This is a genomic window from Sharpea porci (assembly GCF_009695655.1).
Taxonomy (GTDB): Bacteria; Bacillota_I; Bacilli_A; order Erysipelotrichales; family Coprobacillaceae; genus Sharpea; species Sharpea porci.
Genome location: NZ_VUNM01000029.1, coordinates 15,222 through 31,746 on the forward strand (window position 1 = coordinate 15,222; position 16,525 = coordinate 31,746).

General features: G+C 37.1%; 16 protein-coding genes, 1 rRNA gene and 1 other annotated feature. Of the genes, 3 read left to right on the plus strand and 14 right to left on the minus strand.

Translation table 11 applies throughout. The features are described 5' to 3' along the window. Positions 1 to 2: 2 nt before the first annotated feature. Positions 3 to 1,568, minus strand: a complete 1,566-nt coding sequence (locus tag FYJ79_RS10240) for an NAD(P)/FAD-dependent oxidoreductase (RefSeq protein ID WP_154517866.1) — start codon at positions 1,566 to 1,568, stop codon at positions 3 to 5. Continuing rightward, a complete protein-coding gene (locus FYJ79_RS10245) occupies positions 1,561 to 2,685 on the minus strand; it encodes an aminoacetone oxidase family FAD-binding enzyme (RefSeq protein WP_154517869.1) in 1,125 nt (374 codons plus the stop codon). Before FYJ79_RS10245 ends, FYJ79_RS10240 begins: the two co-directional genes overlap by 8 nt. A gap of 112 nt (positions 2,686 to 2,797) precedes the next feature. Between FYJ79_RS10245 and FYJ79_RS10250 the strand changes: the two genes are divergently transcribed. Together FYJ79_RS10250 and FYJ79_RS10255 are read left to right on the plus strand one after the other, a co-directional pair. After that, entirely contained in the window at positions 2,798 to 3,541 is a 744-nt protein-coding gene (locus FYJ79_RS10250; RefSeq protein ID WP_154517872.1) for a YebC/PmpR family DNA-binding transcriptional regulator, read from the plus strand. Positions 3,542 to 3,563: 22 nt separating this feature from the next. Then, on the plus strand, positions 3,564 to 4,229 hold the full coding sequence (locus tag FYJ79_RS10255) for an MBL fold metallo-hydrolase (protein WP_154517875.1): 666 nt from the start codon (positions 3,564 to 3,566) through the stop codon (positions 4,227 to 4,229). Here FYJ79_RS10255 and FYJ79_RS10260 read toward each other — a convergent pair. From FYJ79_RS10260 to FYJ79_RS12450, 4 genes are read right to left on the minus strand one after another with little or no spacing between them, the layout of a single operon-like run. After that, positions 4,219 to 4,587, minus strand: a complete 369-nt coding sequence (locus tag FYJ79_RS10260) for a VOC family protein (RefSeq protein WP_277636959.1) — start codon at positions 4,585 to 4,587, stop codon at positions 4,219 to 4,221. The two genes, FYJ79_RS10255 and FYJ79_RS10260, sit on opposite strands and share 11 nt — an antisense overlap. Then, complete coding sequence (locus FYJ79_RS10265; protein ID WP_154517878.1) at positions 4,583 to 5,761, minus strand: NAD(P)-dependent malic enzyme; 1,179 nt, start codon at positions 5,759 to 5,761, stop codon at positions 4,583 to 4,585. Before FYJ79_RS10265 ends, FYJ79_RS10260 begins: the two co-directional genes overlap by 5 nt. A gap of 10 nt (positions 5,762 to 5,771) precedes the next feature. After that, positions 5,772 to 6,707: a type I phosphomannose isomerase catalytic subunit gene (locus FYJ79_RS10270; RefSeq protein ID WP_195837074.1), complete on the minus strand. Its 936-nt coding sequence runs from the start codon at positions 6,705 to 6,707 to the stop codon at positions 5,772 to 5,774. Then, complete coding sequence (locus FYJ79_RS12450) at positions 6,708 to 7,142, minus strand: DUF523 domain-containing protein (RefSeq protein ID WP_195837075.1); 435 nt, start codon at positions 7,140 to 7,142, stop codon at positions 6,708 to 6,710. It abuts the gene before it with no gap. Between the two features lie 94 nt (positions 7,143 to 7,236). Between FYJ79_RS12450 and FYJ79_RS10275 the strand changes: the two genes are divergently transcribed. After that, entirely contained in the window at positions 7,237 to 7,422 is a 186-nt protein-coding gene (locus FYJ79_RS10275; protein WP_154517881.1) for a hypothetical protein, read from the plus strand. A gap of 14 nt (positions 7,423 to 7,436) precedes the next feature. On the opposite strand, the gene FYJ79_RS10280 is transcribed toward FYJ79_RS10275, so the two are convergent. The 8 genes from FYJ79_RS10280 to rrf all read right to left on the minus strand — a co-directional run. Next, entirely contained in the window at positions 7,437 to 8,681 is a 1,245-nt protein-coding gene (locus tag FYJ79_RS10280) for a serine hydrolase (protein WP_154517884.1), read from the minus strand. 43 nt (positions 8,682 to 8,724) lie between these two features. Continuing rightward, positions 8,725 to 11,478, minus strand: coding sequence for an isoleucine--tRNA ligase (gene ileS / locus FYJ79_RS10285; RefSeq protein ID WP_154517887.1), 2,754 nt, complete (start codon positions 11,476 to 11,478; stop codon positions 8,725 to 8,727). Between the two features lie 38 nt (positions 11,479 to 11,516). Beyond that, positions 11,517 to 11,718 (minus strand) — a binding site (T-box leader). Next, on the minus strand, positions 11,686 to 12,138 hold the full coding sequence (locus tag FYJ79_RS10290) for a DivIVA domain-containing protein (protein ID WP_229771454.1): 453 nt from the start codon (positions 12,136 to 12,138) through the stop codon (positions 11,686 to 11,688). (Overlaps the previous feature by 33 nt.) 10 nt (positions 12,139 to 12,148) lie before the next feature. Beyond that, positions 12,149 to 12,892 carry a YlmH family RNA-binding protein gene (locus tag FYJ79_RS10295; protein WP_277636926.1) on the minus strand — a complete coding sequence of 248 codons (744 nt, stop codon included), beginning with the start codon at positions 12,890 to 12,892 and terminating at the stop codon, positions 12,149 to 12,151. Continuing rightward, the gene (locus tag FYJ79_RS10300) at positions 12,892 to 13,326 is read right to left on the minus strand and encodes a cell division protein SepF (protein WP_154517893.1); all 435 of its coding nucleotides are present in this window, start codon (positions 13,324 to 13,326) and stop codon (positions 12,892 to 12,894) included. The genes FYJ79_RS10295 and FYJ79_RS10300 overlap by 1 nt, the downstream gene beginning before the upstream one ends. Positions 13,327 to 13,401: 75 nt before the next feature. Beyond that, entirely contained in the window at positions 13,402 to 14,343 is a 942-nt protein-coding gene (locus tag FYJ79_RS10305; protein ID WP_154517896.1) for a 3'-5' exoribonuclease YhaM family protein, read from the minus strand. Further along, the gene (locus FYJ79_RS10310) at positions 14,340 to 16,310 is read right to left on the minus strand and encodes a glycosyltransferase (RefSeq protein WP_154517899.1); all 1,971 of its coding nucleotides are present in this window, start codon (positions 16,308 to 16,310) and stop codon (positions 14,340 to 14,342) included. Before FYJ79_RS10310 ends, FYJ79_RS10305 begins: the two co-directional genes overlap by 4 nt. Positions 16,311 to 16,428: 118 nt before the next feature. Beyond that, positions 16,429 to 16,525 (minus strand): 5S ribosomal RNA (gene rrf / locus FYJ79_RS10315); the annotation flags it as partial.

A 16,525-nucleotide genomic window follows, 5' to 3' on the forward strand; every position in this document is an offset into this window, starting at 1 on the left:
ACTCATTCCTCATTTCTTTTAAGAATAGCTTCCGCACCTCTAATGCCATCAACAGCACTACTCATAATACCACCACTATAACCAGCGCCCTCTCCTAATGGATAAACCCAGTTAAAATGTGTTGCTGTCATATCTTGATTTCTTAGTATCCGAATAGGGGCTGATGAACGCGATTCAACAGCAGTAATAATTGTATCATCATCAATAAAACCAGGCATTTTTTCATTCATTAATTGAAGGCCTTCCTTAAGATTACGATTAATGTATTCTGGGAAGACTTCATTGATATCTTCTAAAACAGTACCAGGCATATAACTTGGTTTAACCTTGCCTAGTTCTTCACTCTTTTTATGACAATAGTAATCAACAACCTTCTGTACTGGTGCCTTAAGATTATGTCCACCTAGCTGATAGGCTTTCTTCTCAATGTCTTCCTGGAAAGCAATACCACCTAGACTGCCTTCAGGAAAATCTTCAGGATTCACTTGAACGAGAATCGCACTGTTAGCATTAGCCTTATCACGAGCATAATAGCTCATGCCATTGACACAAAGATAGCCCTCTTTCTCTGTTGAAGGAACAACGACACCACCTGGACACATGCAGAAAGTATAAACGCCCCTTCCTTCACTTGTCTTCACAGCGAGTTTATAAGGTGCTGCTTGAAGGTAGGGCGATGATGCATCCTGCTTATATTGCAGCTTGTTGATTGTTGATTGAAGCTGCTCGATACGCACACCTACCGCAAAGCTCTTTGGCTCGATTTCAAGCTTTTGATCAAGCATACGATAAGTATCACGGGCACTATGGCCTAAAGCAAGAACAAGGACATCACATGTCAGTTCTGATCTTCCTTCAGCATTTTCAACGACTGCTATATGCTTATCATCTTGTTCATAGAAATCAACAAATTTTGTATCAAACATGAACGTAGTTCCTAAGCTTTCAAGTTCTTTACGCATATTGATAATCACTGCTCTTAGACGGTCCGTACCAATATGAGGCAAGGCATCATAGCCAATTTCTAAAGGCGCCCCATGCGCTAAGAACGTATCAAGGACATAACGAATACGTGGATTTTTCGTCCCTGTTGTCAGCTTGCCATCCGAGAAGGTACCTGCCCCACCTTCACCAAAGGCAATATTATCTTTTTCATTGAGAACACCTTCACGCATTAAACGATCCACATCACCAACACGTTTTTCTATCTTGCTTCCTCTTTCAATCACTGTCACTTTGTTGCCTGCATGAGCAAGCACATAGGCGCAAAATAAGCCAGCCGGTCCACTTCCTACAACAATGACATGATCATTGGTAGCTGGAAGATAGTTGTATTCATAAGGCTTATAAATGGATAGATTCTTATGACTCTTGAGCAGCTTTTCTTCATGATTTGAAGAAAAGGCAAAACTCATGATGAAATGTACTTTTTTACGTCTTGCATCAATGGATTTTCTCAGTATTTTTATATTTTTAATATGTCTTTTTGGTATGTTGAGTTCATTGGAGATGACGGATGCATAATCTGTTTCTCCTAATCTTACATTGACATTCGTTATTTTAAGCATTGATAATCCCTTCTATGGCACAAGCGACATGCTTTGCGGATGCAAAAGCAAAATGAAGATTGTAGCCACCACAATTTCCTGTTACATTTAATAATTCTCCAATCACAAAGAGTCCTGCATGACGCTTGCTTTCAAGATTCTCTGTAAGCGCGCGTACGACTACACCACCCTGCATCACCTGACTTGTCTTATAGTCACGTAAACCTGTTACAGACAGTTTCAGGTTTTTAAGTGTTTTAAGCGGATCTTTATTCTTGGATAGATATTGTTCTATTTTGGTATTGACGAGTCCCGTTAACGGGTGGGTGAGTGGAGATGCATTGACAATAGCTGCTAGCTCTTCTTCTGTAAAGGTAGGCATCATGTCTATTTCTAAATGACAACCTGGTTTATAGAAACGTGAAAGCTGCATTACACAAATACCACTGACACCATAGTCTGTAAAAAGCAATTCACCCTTTTCACAAGATAAAAGTTCATCTCCATCCATCAGTTGAACATCAGCCTTAACACGTACTCCTTTCAGACTTTTCAAGACTGGAGATGTATACATTTGTGTCAGACTTTCCTTAAAAGGCACCATCGGCAATAAGTCACCAATAATCTTTTGACGATTGTTTTCTGTTGAAAGAAGACCTGCCTGACTGCCCATTGCCATGATGACAAAATCAGCCTCATAATTTGCATGTTCGCAGATAACTTTATAGCCTTGACTATTTGGCTTAACACTTATGACTGTTTGTTCAGTTAAGATCGATAGACCTAAATAATGGGCTCGATCCAATAAAACTTCAGCAACACTTTTTGCCTGTTCACTTGCTGGATAAAGCAAGTTTCCCATCCATTTTGTCAACAAGCCTTCTGCTAAGAATTCTTTTTGGTCATCAAATTGACTAATGATATCTTGAATGGACTTTGTGATTTCACCATTATATTGATCAAAGGACAAAGACTTATTGGAAAGATTACAACGTCCATTGCCTGTCGCTAAGAGTTTTTTGAGAGGCTGTTTATTGGCTTCAAGCACAATAACATCCACATTATGTATAAGTTCTTTACATTTGATTGCGCAAAAAAGCCCACTGGCCCCTGCACCTATAATTATTATTCTTTTCATAACTCAATAGTAAGGCATTTAATGCCTTATTGCAATTTAATATTGAATTCATCGGATGAAATGATATAATTGGTACGTAATTTTTGTAAAATATTTATTAGGAGGAAAAATAATGGGTAGAGCTCATGAAGTGCGTGCAGCATCTATGGCTGCAACTGCTGCAAAGAAAACAAAGCTATATTCTTTCTACGGAAAAGAAATTTATCAGGCTGCTAAAACTGGTGGTCCTGACCCAGACGCTAACTTATCATTAAGAGCTATCATCAGTAAAGCAAAAAAAGACCAGGTTCCTTCTCACGTTATCAATAATGCGATTGACAAGGTTAAGAATGGTGCTGGTGAAGACTATAAAGAATTACAGTTTGAAGGCTTTGGTCCTGGTGGATCAACTTTAATTGTAAAATGCTTAACAGATAACACAAATAGAACAATTTCACAGGTAAGACCTGCTTTCACAAAAGCAAAGTCTAAGCTTGGTGCTGAAGGTTCTGTTTCTTACTTATATAATGTTAAAGCGGTTGTTCAATTCAAAGGCTTAAGTGAAGAAGAAGCTTTGGATGCATTAATTGAAAATGCGGTTGATGCTGAAGATATTACTACACTTGAAGATGGATCAGTAAAGATTGTTGGTGAACCAACGGACTACAACAATATCAAATTAGCTATTCAGTCAAAGTTACCAGATGTAGATTTTGATGTCGATGAAATCCAGACAACACCAACTGAAACAGTTGAACTTGAAGGTGCAGACATGGAAATGTTTGAAAGACTCATGAACCTTCTTAATGATGCTGAAGATGTTGACCAGGTTTATCATAACGTTGCTAATTACGACGATGGAAGTGAGGAAGAATAGCCCTAAGCTATTCTTTTTTTCTATGAAAGTACAATTAATAACACATAGTAGTGTCCTTGTAGAACTTAAGAAGCATCTATTACTTTTTGACTATTTTGGCCAAGGACATCTCAACTTAAAAACAAATAAACCTCTCTACATCTTCAATTCCCATGCCCACTCAGACCATTACGCCCCTGCCATCTTTAATATCAAGCATCCAAAAAAGAAATATATTCTTTCCAATGACATAAAGCCCCAACAAGATGCTTTCATGATGGGGCCTCATGAGTCTTTAGATATTGATGATCTTCATATCAAGACCCTCTTTTCAACTGATCAAGGTGTTGCCTTTATTGTTGAAGTTGAAGACAAGAAGATTTATTTTGCTGGTGATTTAAATGATTGGCATTGGCAGGAAGACAACGAACAAGATCACCTCGATAACATCTATCAGCACGATACTTACCTCAAAGAATTAAGCTATATTAGCAAAGATCATTTTGATATAGCTTTTATCCCTGTTGATATGCGTCTTGATGAACATTATATTGATGGCTTAAGAGAATTTGACCAGAATGTAAAAGCCAAGTATATCATGCCTATTCACTATTTCGGGCATTATGAAATAAGTGAGAAACTAAAAAAAGAGTCGCTGAATCTTTCAGCAGCCCTCCTTTATCCTGATCATGATTATTTTACTTTTTAGGCAATACTTCTAACCAGTAATCATCTGGATCATGGATGAAATAAATGCCCATTGCTGGGTTTTCAAAGCATATGCATCCCATTTGTTCATGGTGTGCATGTGCTTTTTGCATATCTTCTACTTCAAAGGCAATATGGGATTCATTCTCGCCTAATTCATAAGCCTGGGGATGATCCTTAAGCCAAGTCAGCTCTATTTCAAAATCATCTAGATCATTACCAATATAAACAAGAATGAAACTGCCATCACTAGCCACTTTTCTTCTTTTCTCTTCTAAGCCCAATGCTTCCTTATAGAAAGCCAGGCTCTTTTCTAAATTTGTAACATTGATATTGCAATGAATAACATGTCCCTTAATCACTAATAACACCCTCCTTTATTGCCTCATTAGCAACCGCTTGAGCAACTGTATCAGCCACTCTTGGATCAAAGGCAGAAACAATGATATGATCTGCATTCAATTCACTTTCATCAACAAGACTTGCTAGTCCCTTAGCTGCTGCAAGCTTCATACCTTCAGTAATCTTTGTGGCACGAACACTTAATGCCCCTTTGAATAAACCAGGGAAAGCGAGTACATTATTAATCTGGTTAGGGAAGTCAGAACGTCCTGTACCAACAATTGTAGCCCCTGCCTCTTTAGCCAAATCATAGGTGATTTCTGGTTCTGGGTTGGCCATTGGGAAGACAATATTGCCTTCATTCATACTTTCAACCATTTCTTTTGTGACGAGTTTAGGCGCTGAGACACCAATAAAGACATCAGCACCAACCATTGCTTCCTTGAGTGTCATACGCTTATTATCAGGATTTGTGATTTCAGTGAGTTCTTTGACTAAGAAATCATACTGATCATAATCATCTTTAATGACGATTCCATTAATATTGAAAGCATAGATATTCTTAACACCAAGACGATGAATCATCTTAATGATTGAAGATCCAGCTGCTCCTGTTCCTGAAATAACAACCTTAATTTCTTCCGGCTTCTTATTGACAACCTTTAAGGCATTCATTAAAGCACTTGTTAGAACGATAGCTGTCCCATGCTGGTCATCATGGAAGACAGGAATAGAACATTCATTGATTAAACGTCTTTCAATTTCAACACATCTTGGCGCACTGATATCTTCTAGATTGATACCACCAAACGTTGGAGCAATCTTTTTGACAATCTCCACAATCTCATCAGGATCTTTTGTATCAAGACAAAGAGGAATGGCATCAATACCGGCAAAACGCTTAAACAACAAAGCTTTACCTTCCATGACAGGAAGAGCAGCTTCAGGTCCAATATCACCTAAGCCAAGAACGGCAGTCCCATCGCTTACAACCGCAACAGAATGTGACTTCCAAGTATATTTATAAACATCATCTTTATTTTCAGCAATTTTTCGACAAGGCTCTGCAACACCTGGTGTATAAGCCAGCGAGAGATCTTCAGCATTCTCACAGGCCACTTTCAACCCTACTTCAATCTTGCCTTCGTGTTCTTCATGTAATTTTAAAGCTTCCTGATAAACATCTTTCATCGTTATACTCCTATAATGTTGTGACCATTAAATCCATGCCACCATCAAATACTATTTCTTCAACATCACTACAAACAACAAAGTTATCACCTTTCTTACAAGGAAGATCATTAAGTGTGCCTTGACCATCAATACAAGTGATTAAGGCAAAAGGAGTATCCATTGGTACAATGCATTCCCCATAAATCTTATAACCATAGACACTTAAATATTTGGCATGAAGATAATGTGTACGCATCCCCTTATCTAGCTTTTCATTGACAAAGATTGTTTCCTGATCAAGTTCTCCAGGACAATTTGTGACATCAATGGACTGTTGAACATGTAACTCACGTTCTTTTCCATCATCACCTTTACGATGATAATCATAGACACGATAAGTAATATCACTACTTTGCTGGGCTTCATAGATTAATGAACCAGCACAAATCGCATGTAAAGTACCTGCTGGAATATAGAAGAAATCGCCTTTATTGATAGTGATGACATTAAGAAGATCTTCATAATCATCCCTTTCAATCATGTCCTTGAGTTCTTCCTTCGTCTTAGCGTGATGCCCCATAACCATTTTGGTATTCTCTTTAGCACCTAGTACATACCAACATTCAGTCTTACCTAATGAGTTTTCATGCTTTGCAGCATATTCATCATCAGGATGAACCTGGACACTGAGATCCTTATTGGCATCAAGAATCTTGACCATAAGTGGGAACTTTGGAGCATCGATATTGCCAAAAAGTTCACGATGACTTGCATAGACTTCACTTAAGTACTGACCTTTAAATTCTCCTTCAGCAATCTTACAATCGCCATTTGGATGAGCTGAAATTACCCATGCCTCACCAGTATGATCACTAGGAATTTCATAGCCATAGACATCATGTAATGCACTGCCTCCCCAGATTTTCTCATGTAAAACTGGTTGCATTCTTAAAATATGACCCATTTAAATATCCTCCACATAATTATCTTCATTATAAACAGTGATGCCTTCTTTCAGGCACATTCTTGCAAATACACCATTGCCATTGATTACCGTTGATGAAAAGGTTCCATCATAGATGGTACCACAGCCACAGCTAGGTGAACGACTTTTCAAAACAACTGTTTTAATATGATGCATTTTGAGTATCGCAAGAGCTACTCTTGCTCCCATCACAAATTCCTGTGTAACATCACGACCATCCTTTGTCATGACCGTCAAAGGCATTTCACTGACAATTTCTGCAGGCACCCTTGGGGTTGGTAAACCGCCCATCACCTCTGGACAGATCTTGACAACCTTGCCTTCTTTATCCATCAGTTGAAAACGTTCCCTTAAATTGCTGTCGCCACGGTATGAACAACAATCTCCGCATAAGCAACGACTTACTCCAATCATAAAAAAACTCCTTCTTATTAAGTGCTTACATGTCATATTGTAGCATATTGAGAAAATTTTAAAAGATGCTATAATCAAAATATGGGGTGAAAATATGGGCTTAAAAGAACATAAATATATGGATTTTTTAACGACAATTGGGTTTATTCTTTCCTTTATCTTAGCTGTTATTTCTGTTTTTATGGGTAACTGGCAAGTGATTATTGTCATTGATTTATTTATCATTATTTTGCTTCGATTAATAGGATATCTTATTGATCGTCAGGTCGAGAAAAAATAAAGAAGCTAGGTTTTCTAGCTTCTTTTTGCTTGTCTTTTTCTTCTAGCTTTTCTTCTTCTGATTTTCTTATTGCGATGATGAATCATCAGTATCAAAGCCATCACAATTGCGATAATGATAAGAGGAATGCGATGTTCTTCAACTGTCGACTTTATCGCAAGCTTAATCTCTTTGTCATTCTTATAAGAGACTTCACTTAATTTCTCACCATGAACAGAAATCACTTGTTTACCAATGGGTTTACCTTTTTCATAGGGTGCACTAATGCTATCAGGTCCATCCCAGCTCACTTTCACATCCGTATCCGCAACCGTCTTATCGACAACAACCGATACATCTGACTTGGCAGTCAATGTCTTTGAGGTCAATTTCGCATTACAAACGCGCAATTTCTTGACAACATCCCCCTGATGAACAAGAGTTACTATTTTCTTTGTGTTGTTGAGATATTGCGATATTGTATTAGCATCCTGAACGGCAACGCCACCTGTTCCATCACTTTGAGCATGTCCTGTCACGATAAAGACATCATGATTCCCTAGCGCCATCGCACTCGCAAGACAATGCTGTGCCTGGTTTGTATAACCGCTCTTAGCACCTAGAATAAGCGGTGCAGAAACATGATATTTGTTTTCAATCTTTGTCAAGACAGAGAAATACCATAAATTGACCGTTGCATGATAACGGCGACCATTGAAGACTTCTTTGAAGGCTGGCATCTTGTAAGCAGCTGCTAATCCTAAAGCCATATCATGACATGTGGAATAGTGATTTTCATCATGTAATCCCACAACATTTGTGAAATGGGTGTGATCCATACCTAATTTCTTGGCATTCTCATTCATCCCTTTAATAAAGGCTTCCTCACTGCCATAAGTTCTTGTCGCAAGAATATAACATGCATCAGCACCACTAGGATAAAGTGCCCCATAAAGCAGGTCACGATATGTCGGAGTCATGCCAACTTCAAGATTTGCTATCGATGCTCCTTTTGCCCACCATTGATCAACATCCGTATTGACAACAGTAATTTTTTCATCAAGATTTTTGATTTTCTGTAATGCCGTATAAACAGTCATCACCTTCGTCATACTCGCCGGGAACATTTTTTCATTTCCTGCTTTGTCATAGAGAACTTGACCACTTGTACCATCATAGGCATAGGCATATTGTGAATGCAGCTGCAAATCTTCGCCATGCACTAAAGTAACAGGGGCCATTAGTATTAAGGTAAGAAGAACTGTCAATAATTTCTTCATAAATACTCCTAAAAGTAGAAAGGGTTCATAAGAACCCTTTATTTTATTTTACTGTGATTTTCTTTACAGCCGCACTACAACGTGGACATAAGCCATCACTATTTAATGTGCCATGATCAAATCTGTTCCAGCAACGTGGACACTGATCGCCTTCAAACTTTTCAGCCTTGACATAGGCGCTATCGTATTCTGTTAAGCCTTTATTCTCATCAGTCACTTCAACCTTCGCAGTAATGAATAATGTATTAAATTGATCTTTTAAATCTAAGAGATCCTTGTATTCATCCTTAAGTGATAAGACAACCTTAGCTTCCATATTACTCTTGATTTCCTTATTATTACGTAATTCTTCAAGAGCCTTCATAACATCACTACGTAAATCCATGAACTTATTGAATTTTTCAGCAATAGCGTCACCATCAGTAATATCAAGCAATTCTGGAGCTGGTTCTAAGAAGATAGATTCTTCTTTTTCATTATCACAATAGAAATGATCATGCATTTCTTCTGTCGTGAAGACAAGAACAGGACTCATAAGTTTCATGATTGTCTTTGCTGAATAGTAAAGGACAGTCTGGACTTTTCTTCTACGTGGATCATTTTCTTCATTACAATATAAGATATCCTTTGTGAAGTCCATATAGAATGAAGACATGTTATTTGTTAAGAAATTTAAGACAAGCTGGTTAGCCTGTGGGAAGTCATAAGCATCCATGTACTTACGATGTCCTTCCATGACCTTATTCAATTCAACAAGCATATACTTATCAACATCTTCTAATTCGTTGACATCAACTAAATCATCTTCAGTAAAGCCATTGAGGTTACCAAGCATGAAACGAACAGTATTTCTAATCTTACGGTAAGAATCTGAAACACCCTTCATGATTTCATCACTGATTCTAACATCTGACTGATAATCACATGTTGTAGCCCATAATCTTAAGATATCAGCACCATACTGGTTAACAACCTTAATAGGATCAACTGTATTGCCTAATGACTTAGACATCTTGTTGCCCTTGCCATCAAGAACGAAACCATGGGAAAGCACTTCTTTATATGGGGCCTTACCATGTACAGCAGTACCGATAATTAATGAAGAGTTGAACCAACCACGATACTGGTCACTACCTTCGAAATAAAGATCTGCTGGGTAACGATAACCTCTTTCAATTAAGACACCTGTATGTGATGAGCCCGAGTCAAACCATACATCCATGATATCCTTTTCTTTCTTAAAAATACCATTTGGTGAATGTTCATTTGTATAACCTTCTGGTAATAAATCCTTTTCGTCTCTTTCAAACCATACATTTGAGCCATATTGTCTAAAGAGTTCTGAAATATGGTCAAAGACAGCCTTATCCATAACTGGAGTACCATCTTCACAGTAGAAGATAGGAATTGGAACACCCCAAGTTCTCTGTCTAGAAATACACCAATCACCACGATCTTTGATCATGTTGTAGATTCTGATATGTCCCCATTCATTGACCCAATGAACTTTATCAATTTCATTAAGAAGCTTATCTCTGATCTTGTCAATTGAACAGAACCACTGATCAGTTGCTCTAAAGATAATTGGCTTCTTTGTACGCCAGTCATGTGGGTATGAGTGTGTGATCCAAGTTAAGTTCAACAAGTCACCCTGTTCATCAAGACGATTAGTCACAGTCTTATTCGCATCATCAACATACTGACCAGCAAGCCATTCACCACAGTCTTCCATCATACGGCCATGTTCATCAACATTGACATAGACAGGAATATTATATTTACGGCAGATATTAAAGTCATCTTCACCAAAGCCGGAAGCTGTATGGACACAACCAGTACCACTTTCTGTCGTTACATGATCTCCACAGATGACAACTGATTCACGATCTGGATAAAGTGGGTGAACACATGTAATATATTCAGCTTCTTTACCTGAGAAACGCTGAATGACTTCTTTTTCCTTTAAGCCAAAGATTTCCCATAACTTATCAATCAATTCTTCAAGAACAATAAGATTGCCCTTTTCTGTCTTAACAACAGCATAAGTAAAGTTTGGATTTAAGCAGATTGCCTGGTCAGCAGGAATTGTCCAAGGAGTTGTTGTCCAGATGACAAAATAAGTATTGTCTTCATTTAATAAGCCTTTGCCATCTTTTACTTTAAAGCGAACATAGATTGTTGGCGCTTTGATATCATGATATTCAACTTCTGCTTCAGCGAGTGCTGATTCTGAAGATGGAGACCAGTAAACAGGTTTTAATCCTTTATAAATCAACCCATCAAGAGCCATCTTAGCAAAGACATTAATCTGCTGGGCTTCAAATTCTTTCATCAATGTGAGATAAGGATGCTTGTAATCCGCAAATGTACCAACACGTATACACTGTTCCATCTGCTTTTTCACCTGTGCTAAAGCATACTCATAACACTTTTTTCTGAATTCAGCAATTGGCATACTCTTACGATCAACGCCCAATTTCTGAATAGCATTTTCAATTGGAAGACCATGTGTATCCCAACCTGGAATATAAGGTGTATGGTAACCTTCCATAGTCTTTTGACGTACGATTGTGTCTTTGATGATTTTATTTAACATATGTCCAATATGCATATTACCATTGGCATATGGTGGGCCATCATGGAAGATAAAATCTTCTTTTCCTTCGTTCATCTTTACGACTCTTTCATACATATTAGCTTCATTCCAACGTTCGAGCATCTTTGGTTCTTTTGTTGTGAGCTTGCCACGCATTTCAAAGTCTGTTTTTGGCATTAATAACGTATTTTTGTAATCCATTTCACTTAATTCCTTTCTCAAAAATAAAAAAGACATCCCAAAAGGACGTCTTAAACGCGGTACCACCTTAGTTTACATCTTAATAGATGCCTCTTTGTCTTAACGCGACTTGCGGCGATCCCTACTCAATTCAGGACGCTACTCCAGAGTGATTCAAGATAATATTTACTTTGCCGTTTTCACCACCCACGGCTTCTCTCTAAGCTCCTATTTATCTTCTGTCTCTTTCTTCGTATTTTCTTCCTTAATTAAACTAAATATTTCGGATTTGTCAATAGTTTCCAATAAATCTTTGCTCATTTTCTCAACTTGAGCCCTGAAGTCAATAGCACTATCCTTAAATCCATTCACTTCACGATCCAAGCCTTTGACATATTCCATTGATTCTTTAAGAATCATATTGGCATTTTTCTTTGCTTTATCAATAAGTGAACTTGCTTCCTTAATAGCAAGTCTTGCAATTTCTTCATTGGCTTGCTTTGTAATTGCAGTTTGATTAATAAGCATGGCTTTATCTTCTTTAACCTGCTGCAATTCTTCTTTAAGCGAGGCAATTTGTTGTGCCTGATCTTCAATTTTCTTATTCAGGCTTGTAAAGGCTAAATCTACTTCTTCAATATCATAGCCACCAAAAGCCTTTTTCTTAAAATTCCCTTCCAATGAATCCACCTCATTTATAATACAATGCATCGACAATATGATTCTCATTTCTTGTTATGTTCTTTGTGTCACTTAATTTGACACGGCCATAGTGCCTTAAAGAAATCATATCTCCATCAACAAGTAAATAAGCGATATTCATATTGACTTTATAATTTACTTTCACATCCCCACGAAGAATTGCTTCCTGCGCTTTAGTACGTGAAAGCTTAAAGAATGACGCAACTACCTTATCAAGTCTTAGTGACGAAAGATAGAAACGCTTTGTTGTATAATCAATTTGGACACTTAAGCGTCCCATATTCTCTCTTAGGTGAATATGACTACGTTTAATTTTATTCAAGTTCATTTGAATGTAGGCACTGTTTTCTTCGCATACACTCATTGCAAGCGGCTTTTCGCAAATATCACCGATGACACTGCGATCTATACCTAGATGCATTAATGCTCCAAGAACATCACGATGCGTTAGCTTGCCAAAATGATCATTATAGTCAATCACAAAGACTTTAATCTTAAAGTCTTCTGGTGTGATGTCATAATAATCTTGGCAAATAATAACGCGTTTATTCTCAGCTCCATCCAATCCACCTTCTTCATATATAGCAAATTGGTGCCCTAATACATCGTGAACGATTTTTCGCTCATGAGGATTAAGAAACTTAGTAAGAATGAGTTTTCCTCTTTCTGCCTGTAAGCCATAATCTTGAATTTTACTAACGAGTTCTTCGTCACCTTTAAAATGTTCTAACACTATTCTACTTCAGATTCATCATCATCTAAATTGATGCTACCCGCAACTGAAATATTCTTTGGTGTGCATAAGAAAATCTTTGGACCAATTTGCTGTATATCACCCTCAATGGCATAGATCACACCACTTAAGAAATCAATCACACGCTTACTTTGTTCTTTCTGTAAACGGTGAAGGTTGACTACAGCAGCCTTCTTATTCTTTAAATAAGAGGCAATATCCTGTGTTTCGCTATATGATCTTGGTTCAAATAAAACCAAATTACTATTGGCATTTAAATTAGAAATGGCTTCACTTGCACGGTTTGATTTTGCTTTTTCAAACAATGATGACTTTTGTGCAGATGATGCTTCTTGACTTTCTACAACAGGTTCTTCTTCAAAGACATCATCCTCGTCTTCTTCTTCAAAAAACCATTTTTTTACTTTATCCATATTAAGGTATCCTCCTACACCCATCTAGTATAACATAAATATCATTATAAGAAAACACGCAAAAAAGGCAATATTTTATGCCTTCTTTGGTTTGTAAATATTTCTATTTTCTAGGGCAAATATACGTTTTGTATATTCTCCTTCTTCCGTCTCCGCTAATGCCTTTTCAAACATATTCATTCTTGCATCAATATTATCAATTAAAGATAATATTTCAGCTTCTTTAATCATTGGTAACACAGGTGAACCATACTCTTTAGCACCATGATGACTCAAGATCATATGAATCAACAATGTCACTTTCTCACCTTTAAAGCCCAATTCATCAGCCTTTCGCTTTACAAGTTCTGCCCCTATTGATATATGCCCTAACAAATTGCCTTCTAGTGTATAGACTGGGGCAATTGGGCCACTTAACTCCTGTATCTTACCAATATCATGAAGTATAATTCCACTAATCAATAAGTCTTGGTCAAGAGAAGTATAAATATCACACATTGCCAGACCACATTTCACCATTGTATAGGTATGATAAAGTAAGCCTGATACAAATTCATGATGATTATGACTTGCGGCTGGTGCATACTTGAATGCTTCTCGATGATCCTTCATGATAGATACAACAATATCATGATATGTTTTTTCTTTGATTTTATTGATTTGAGTATCAAGAAAATCCATCATTTCATCAACTGGTAAAGGAGCACATGGAATAAAAGCCATCTTTTGTTGATCGGTTGCATCGATCTTGGCTAGCTTGCTCACTTTCATTTGACGATTGCCATTATATTTAATAATATCGCCTTTTCCTTTTACAAGCGTTCCTTGAATAAAATTTTCAATATCCTGAGGGGTTGCTGACCATAGCTTTGCATCGATACTTCCTGTTTGGTCCTCTAAGACAAGATTAAGATAGTTAGATTTATTATTACCATTCGTTTTTCCCACAGTAACCTTTGCGATAATGGCTTCAAATTCTATATTGTCATTACCCGGCGTCATTTCATTAATTTTCATTCTTCATCCTCTTTCCACTTCTCCTCCACGACTTCCACAACATCATCATAGCTGTAGCCTTTCTGGATTAAGAAAGTAATCAATTTATTTTTTAATTGTTTACCTTTAAACTTACGTTGATAACGGCTAAATACACGATCATATTCCTTTTCAAGCAAGAGTTTTGTACGCTCATGAGGAAATTCCATATGAATAGCACTCATCGCTTCATTAACAGTCTCTTCGCTAAATCCTTTATTGAAGAGTTTATTTTTAATAGAAGCTATTAGGGCTGAAGGTGATCTTGTATTATTTTCATTATAAAGCTTCTTAACTAATGCAACTGCTCGATCCACTTCAATGTCATTAGTAAATTCATCCAATGCCTGATCAATGATACTCGCTGGAATACCCTCTTTTTTAAGATTCATTGCGCTGCGATTTAAACCATAGCCTAGACGCAAATAATGATGAATCTTATTCACCGCATAATCATAATCATCAACAAGACCACGAGTCATAAATTGGTCCATTGCTCGATCAACAACAATATCTTCAAAGCCCTTAGCTTGAAGCTTTTTCTTTAATTTCTCACTTGGATAATCATGATAGCTTAAATATTTCAGTCCAAGATGATAACAAAGAGAAAACTGTTCAAGTTCTCTAAGCGCATCAAGCTCTTCACGATTGATCTCATGTCCCACCACTAATCCATATCGTTTCATTGTGTCTGTTGTAACAGCAACTTTTGTTTCATGGCTATCATAGCCAACAGTCATAAGATATTTTTTTTCGTCCATTTTCTCTAGCTGTTTGATCATATAACGATAGATGTAATGGTGAATAGCTTTATTATATACAGTTATAATCTTTTGATAAAAGCGTTCTGCACTAAAACGTTCACTATCTTCTTGAGCTTTCTTACAAAGCTCTTCTAAATCACCATTTTTTAACTTTTCAACAAGTTCTAAAAGTTCTTCCTTTGTCGTAAAGAAATAGCCATTTTGCCCATTTTTAATAACATCTTCTAAGTTCTTGTCATAACGTGCTAAAACAGGTAATCCTGAGGCCATCGCTTCGATGTAGGTCAGCCCCTGGGTCTCAGTTGTACTCGCAGAAACAAAAAGAGAACTTGCATGATAAAAACTAGGAACTTCACTTGGTTCTTTAGCACCTGTAAAGACAACATGACCTTCTAAATCTAAATCTCTAACATATTTCTTCAATTCATCTAACTGCGGACCATCGCCTACGACCATAAAAACAGCATCATCATTTTCTTTAAGAAATTGTTGTAGACTTTCTAAAACAAAATCTATGCTTTTCTCATATGCCACTCTTCCTAAGAAAGTGATGACAAATTTATCTTGAAGATGATATTTGTCTTTAATAGCTTGTATTGCTTTCTCATCCCTGCAATAAAAACGATCGAGTTCTAAGCCTGTTGCAATAACCGCAATATTGTTATCAATACCATAGCTTTCTAAAGCAGCCTTTGTCTTTGTGGAAGGTACTATTAACTGCGCACAGCTATTACCGTAGATTTTTGAAATCTTCTCAATAATCTTTTTCATCACACTATCTACTGGACCAATACCACGACTGATATAATGACTATAATCACGCCACATCGTATGATATGTATAACAAACAGGAATATCGAGTATTTCACCTACAATCTTCCCAAATATACCCACACCAAATTCTGTTTGAATATGAATGATTTCGGGATCAAACTCTTTAATTTCTTTCATTCCTGAAAAAGAATAAATAGAAGCTAGACGATAACCATATATCTTTTTCAAATCCAAACCTGGCACTCTAATGACAAGCCCCTGGTCTTGATAAGTTGATCCTTCAGGTAATTCAGTTGTTACAATAAGGACATCATGACCATGTTTGATTAATTCTTTGGCTAGAATACTTGAAGATGTCGCTACACCGTTAATATCAGGTAAATATGTATCTGTAAAAATACCTATACGCATGTTTTCCTCCTTACGCACCATTAAAAAAATAGAATCACCCTATATATCATACCACGTATAATAAAAATACTAAATGTGTTTTTGAGACAAAGAAAAAGGACCTTCCGGTCCTTTGCCTACCTGGCAGAGCGCTATTGTCGCACTTGCGCACTATCGTCGCCGCTGCGGCGCTTAACTTCTGTGTTCGGGATGGGTACAGGTGTGCCCGCCGCGCC

What these genes read in the sequence shown, in the direction of transcription:
- FYJ79_RS10240 (WP_154517866.1), bottom strand. Translation starts at nt 1,568, where the DNA reads ATGCTTAAAATAACGAATGTCAATGTAAGATTAGGAGAAACAGATTAT.
- FYJ79_RS10245 (WP_154517869.1), bottom strand. Translation starts at nt 2,685, where the DNA reads ATGAAAAGAATAATAATTATAGGTGCAGGGGCCAGTGGGCTTTTTTGC.
- FYJ79_RS10250 (WP_154517872.1), top strand. Translation starts at nt 2,798, where the DNA reads ATGGGTAGAGCTCATGAAGTGCGTGCAGCATCTATGGCTGCAACTGCT.
- FYJ79_RS10255 (WP_154517875.1), top strand. Translation starts at nt 3,564, where the DNA reads ATGAAAGTACAATTAATAACACATAGTAGTGTCCTTGTAGAACTTAAG.
- FYJ79_RS10265 (WP_154517878.1), bottom strand. Translation starts at nt 5,761, where the DNA reads ATGAAAGATGTTTATCAGGAAGCTTTAAAATTACATGAAGAACACGAA.
- FYJ79_RS10270 (WP_195837074.1), bottom strand. Translation starts at nt 6,707, where the DNA reads ATGGGTCATATTTTAAGAATGCAACCAGTTTTACATGAGAAAATCTGG.
- FYJ79_RS12450 (WP_195837075.1), bottom strand. Translation starts at nt 7,142, where the DNA reads ATGATTGGAGTAAGTCGTTGCTTATGCGGAGATTGTTGTTCATACCGT.
- FYJ79_RS10275 (WP_154517881.1), top strand. Translation starts at nt 7,237, where the DNA reads ATGGGCTTAAAAGAACATAAATATATGGATTTTTTAACGACAATTGGG.
- FYJ79_RS10280 (WP_154517884.1), bottom strand. Translation starts at nt 8,681, where the DNA reads ATGAAGAAATTATTGACAGTTCTTCTTACCTTAATACTAATGGCCCCT.
- ileS (WP_154517887.1), bottom strand. Translation starts at nt 11,478, where the DNA reads ATGGATTACAAAAATACGTTATTAATGCCAAAAACAGACTTTGAAATG.
- FYJ79_RS10300 (WP_154517893.1), bottom strand. Translation starts at nt 13,326, where the DNA reads ATGGATAAAGTAAAAAAATGGTTTTTTGAAGAAGAAGACGAGGATGAT.
- FYJ79_RS10305 (WP_154517896.1), bottom strand. Translation starts at nt 14,343, where the DNA reads ATGAAAATTAATGAAATGACGCCGGGTAATGACAATATAGAATTTGAA.
- FYJ79_RS10310 (WP_154517899.1), bottom strand. Translation starts at nt 16,310, where the DNA reads ATGCGTATAGGTATTTTTACAGATACATATTTACCTGATATTAACGGT.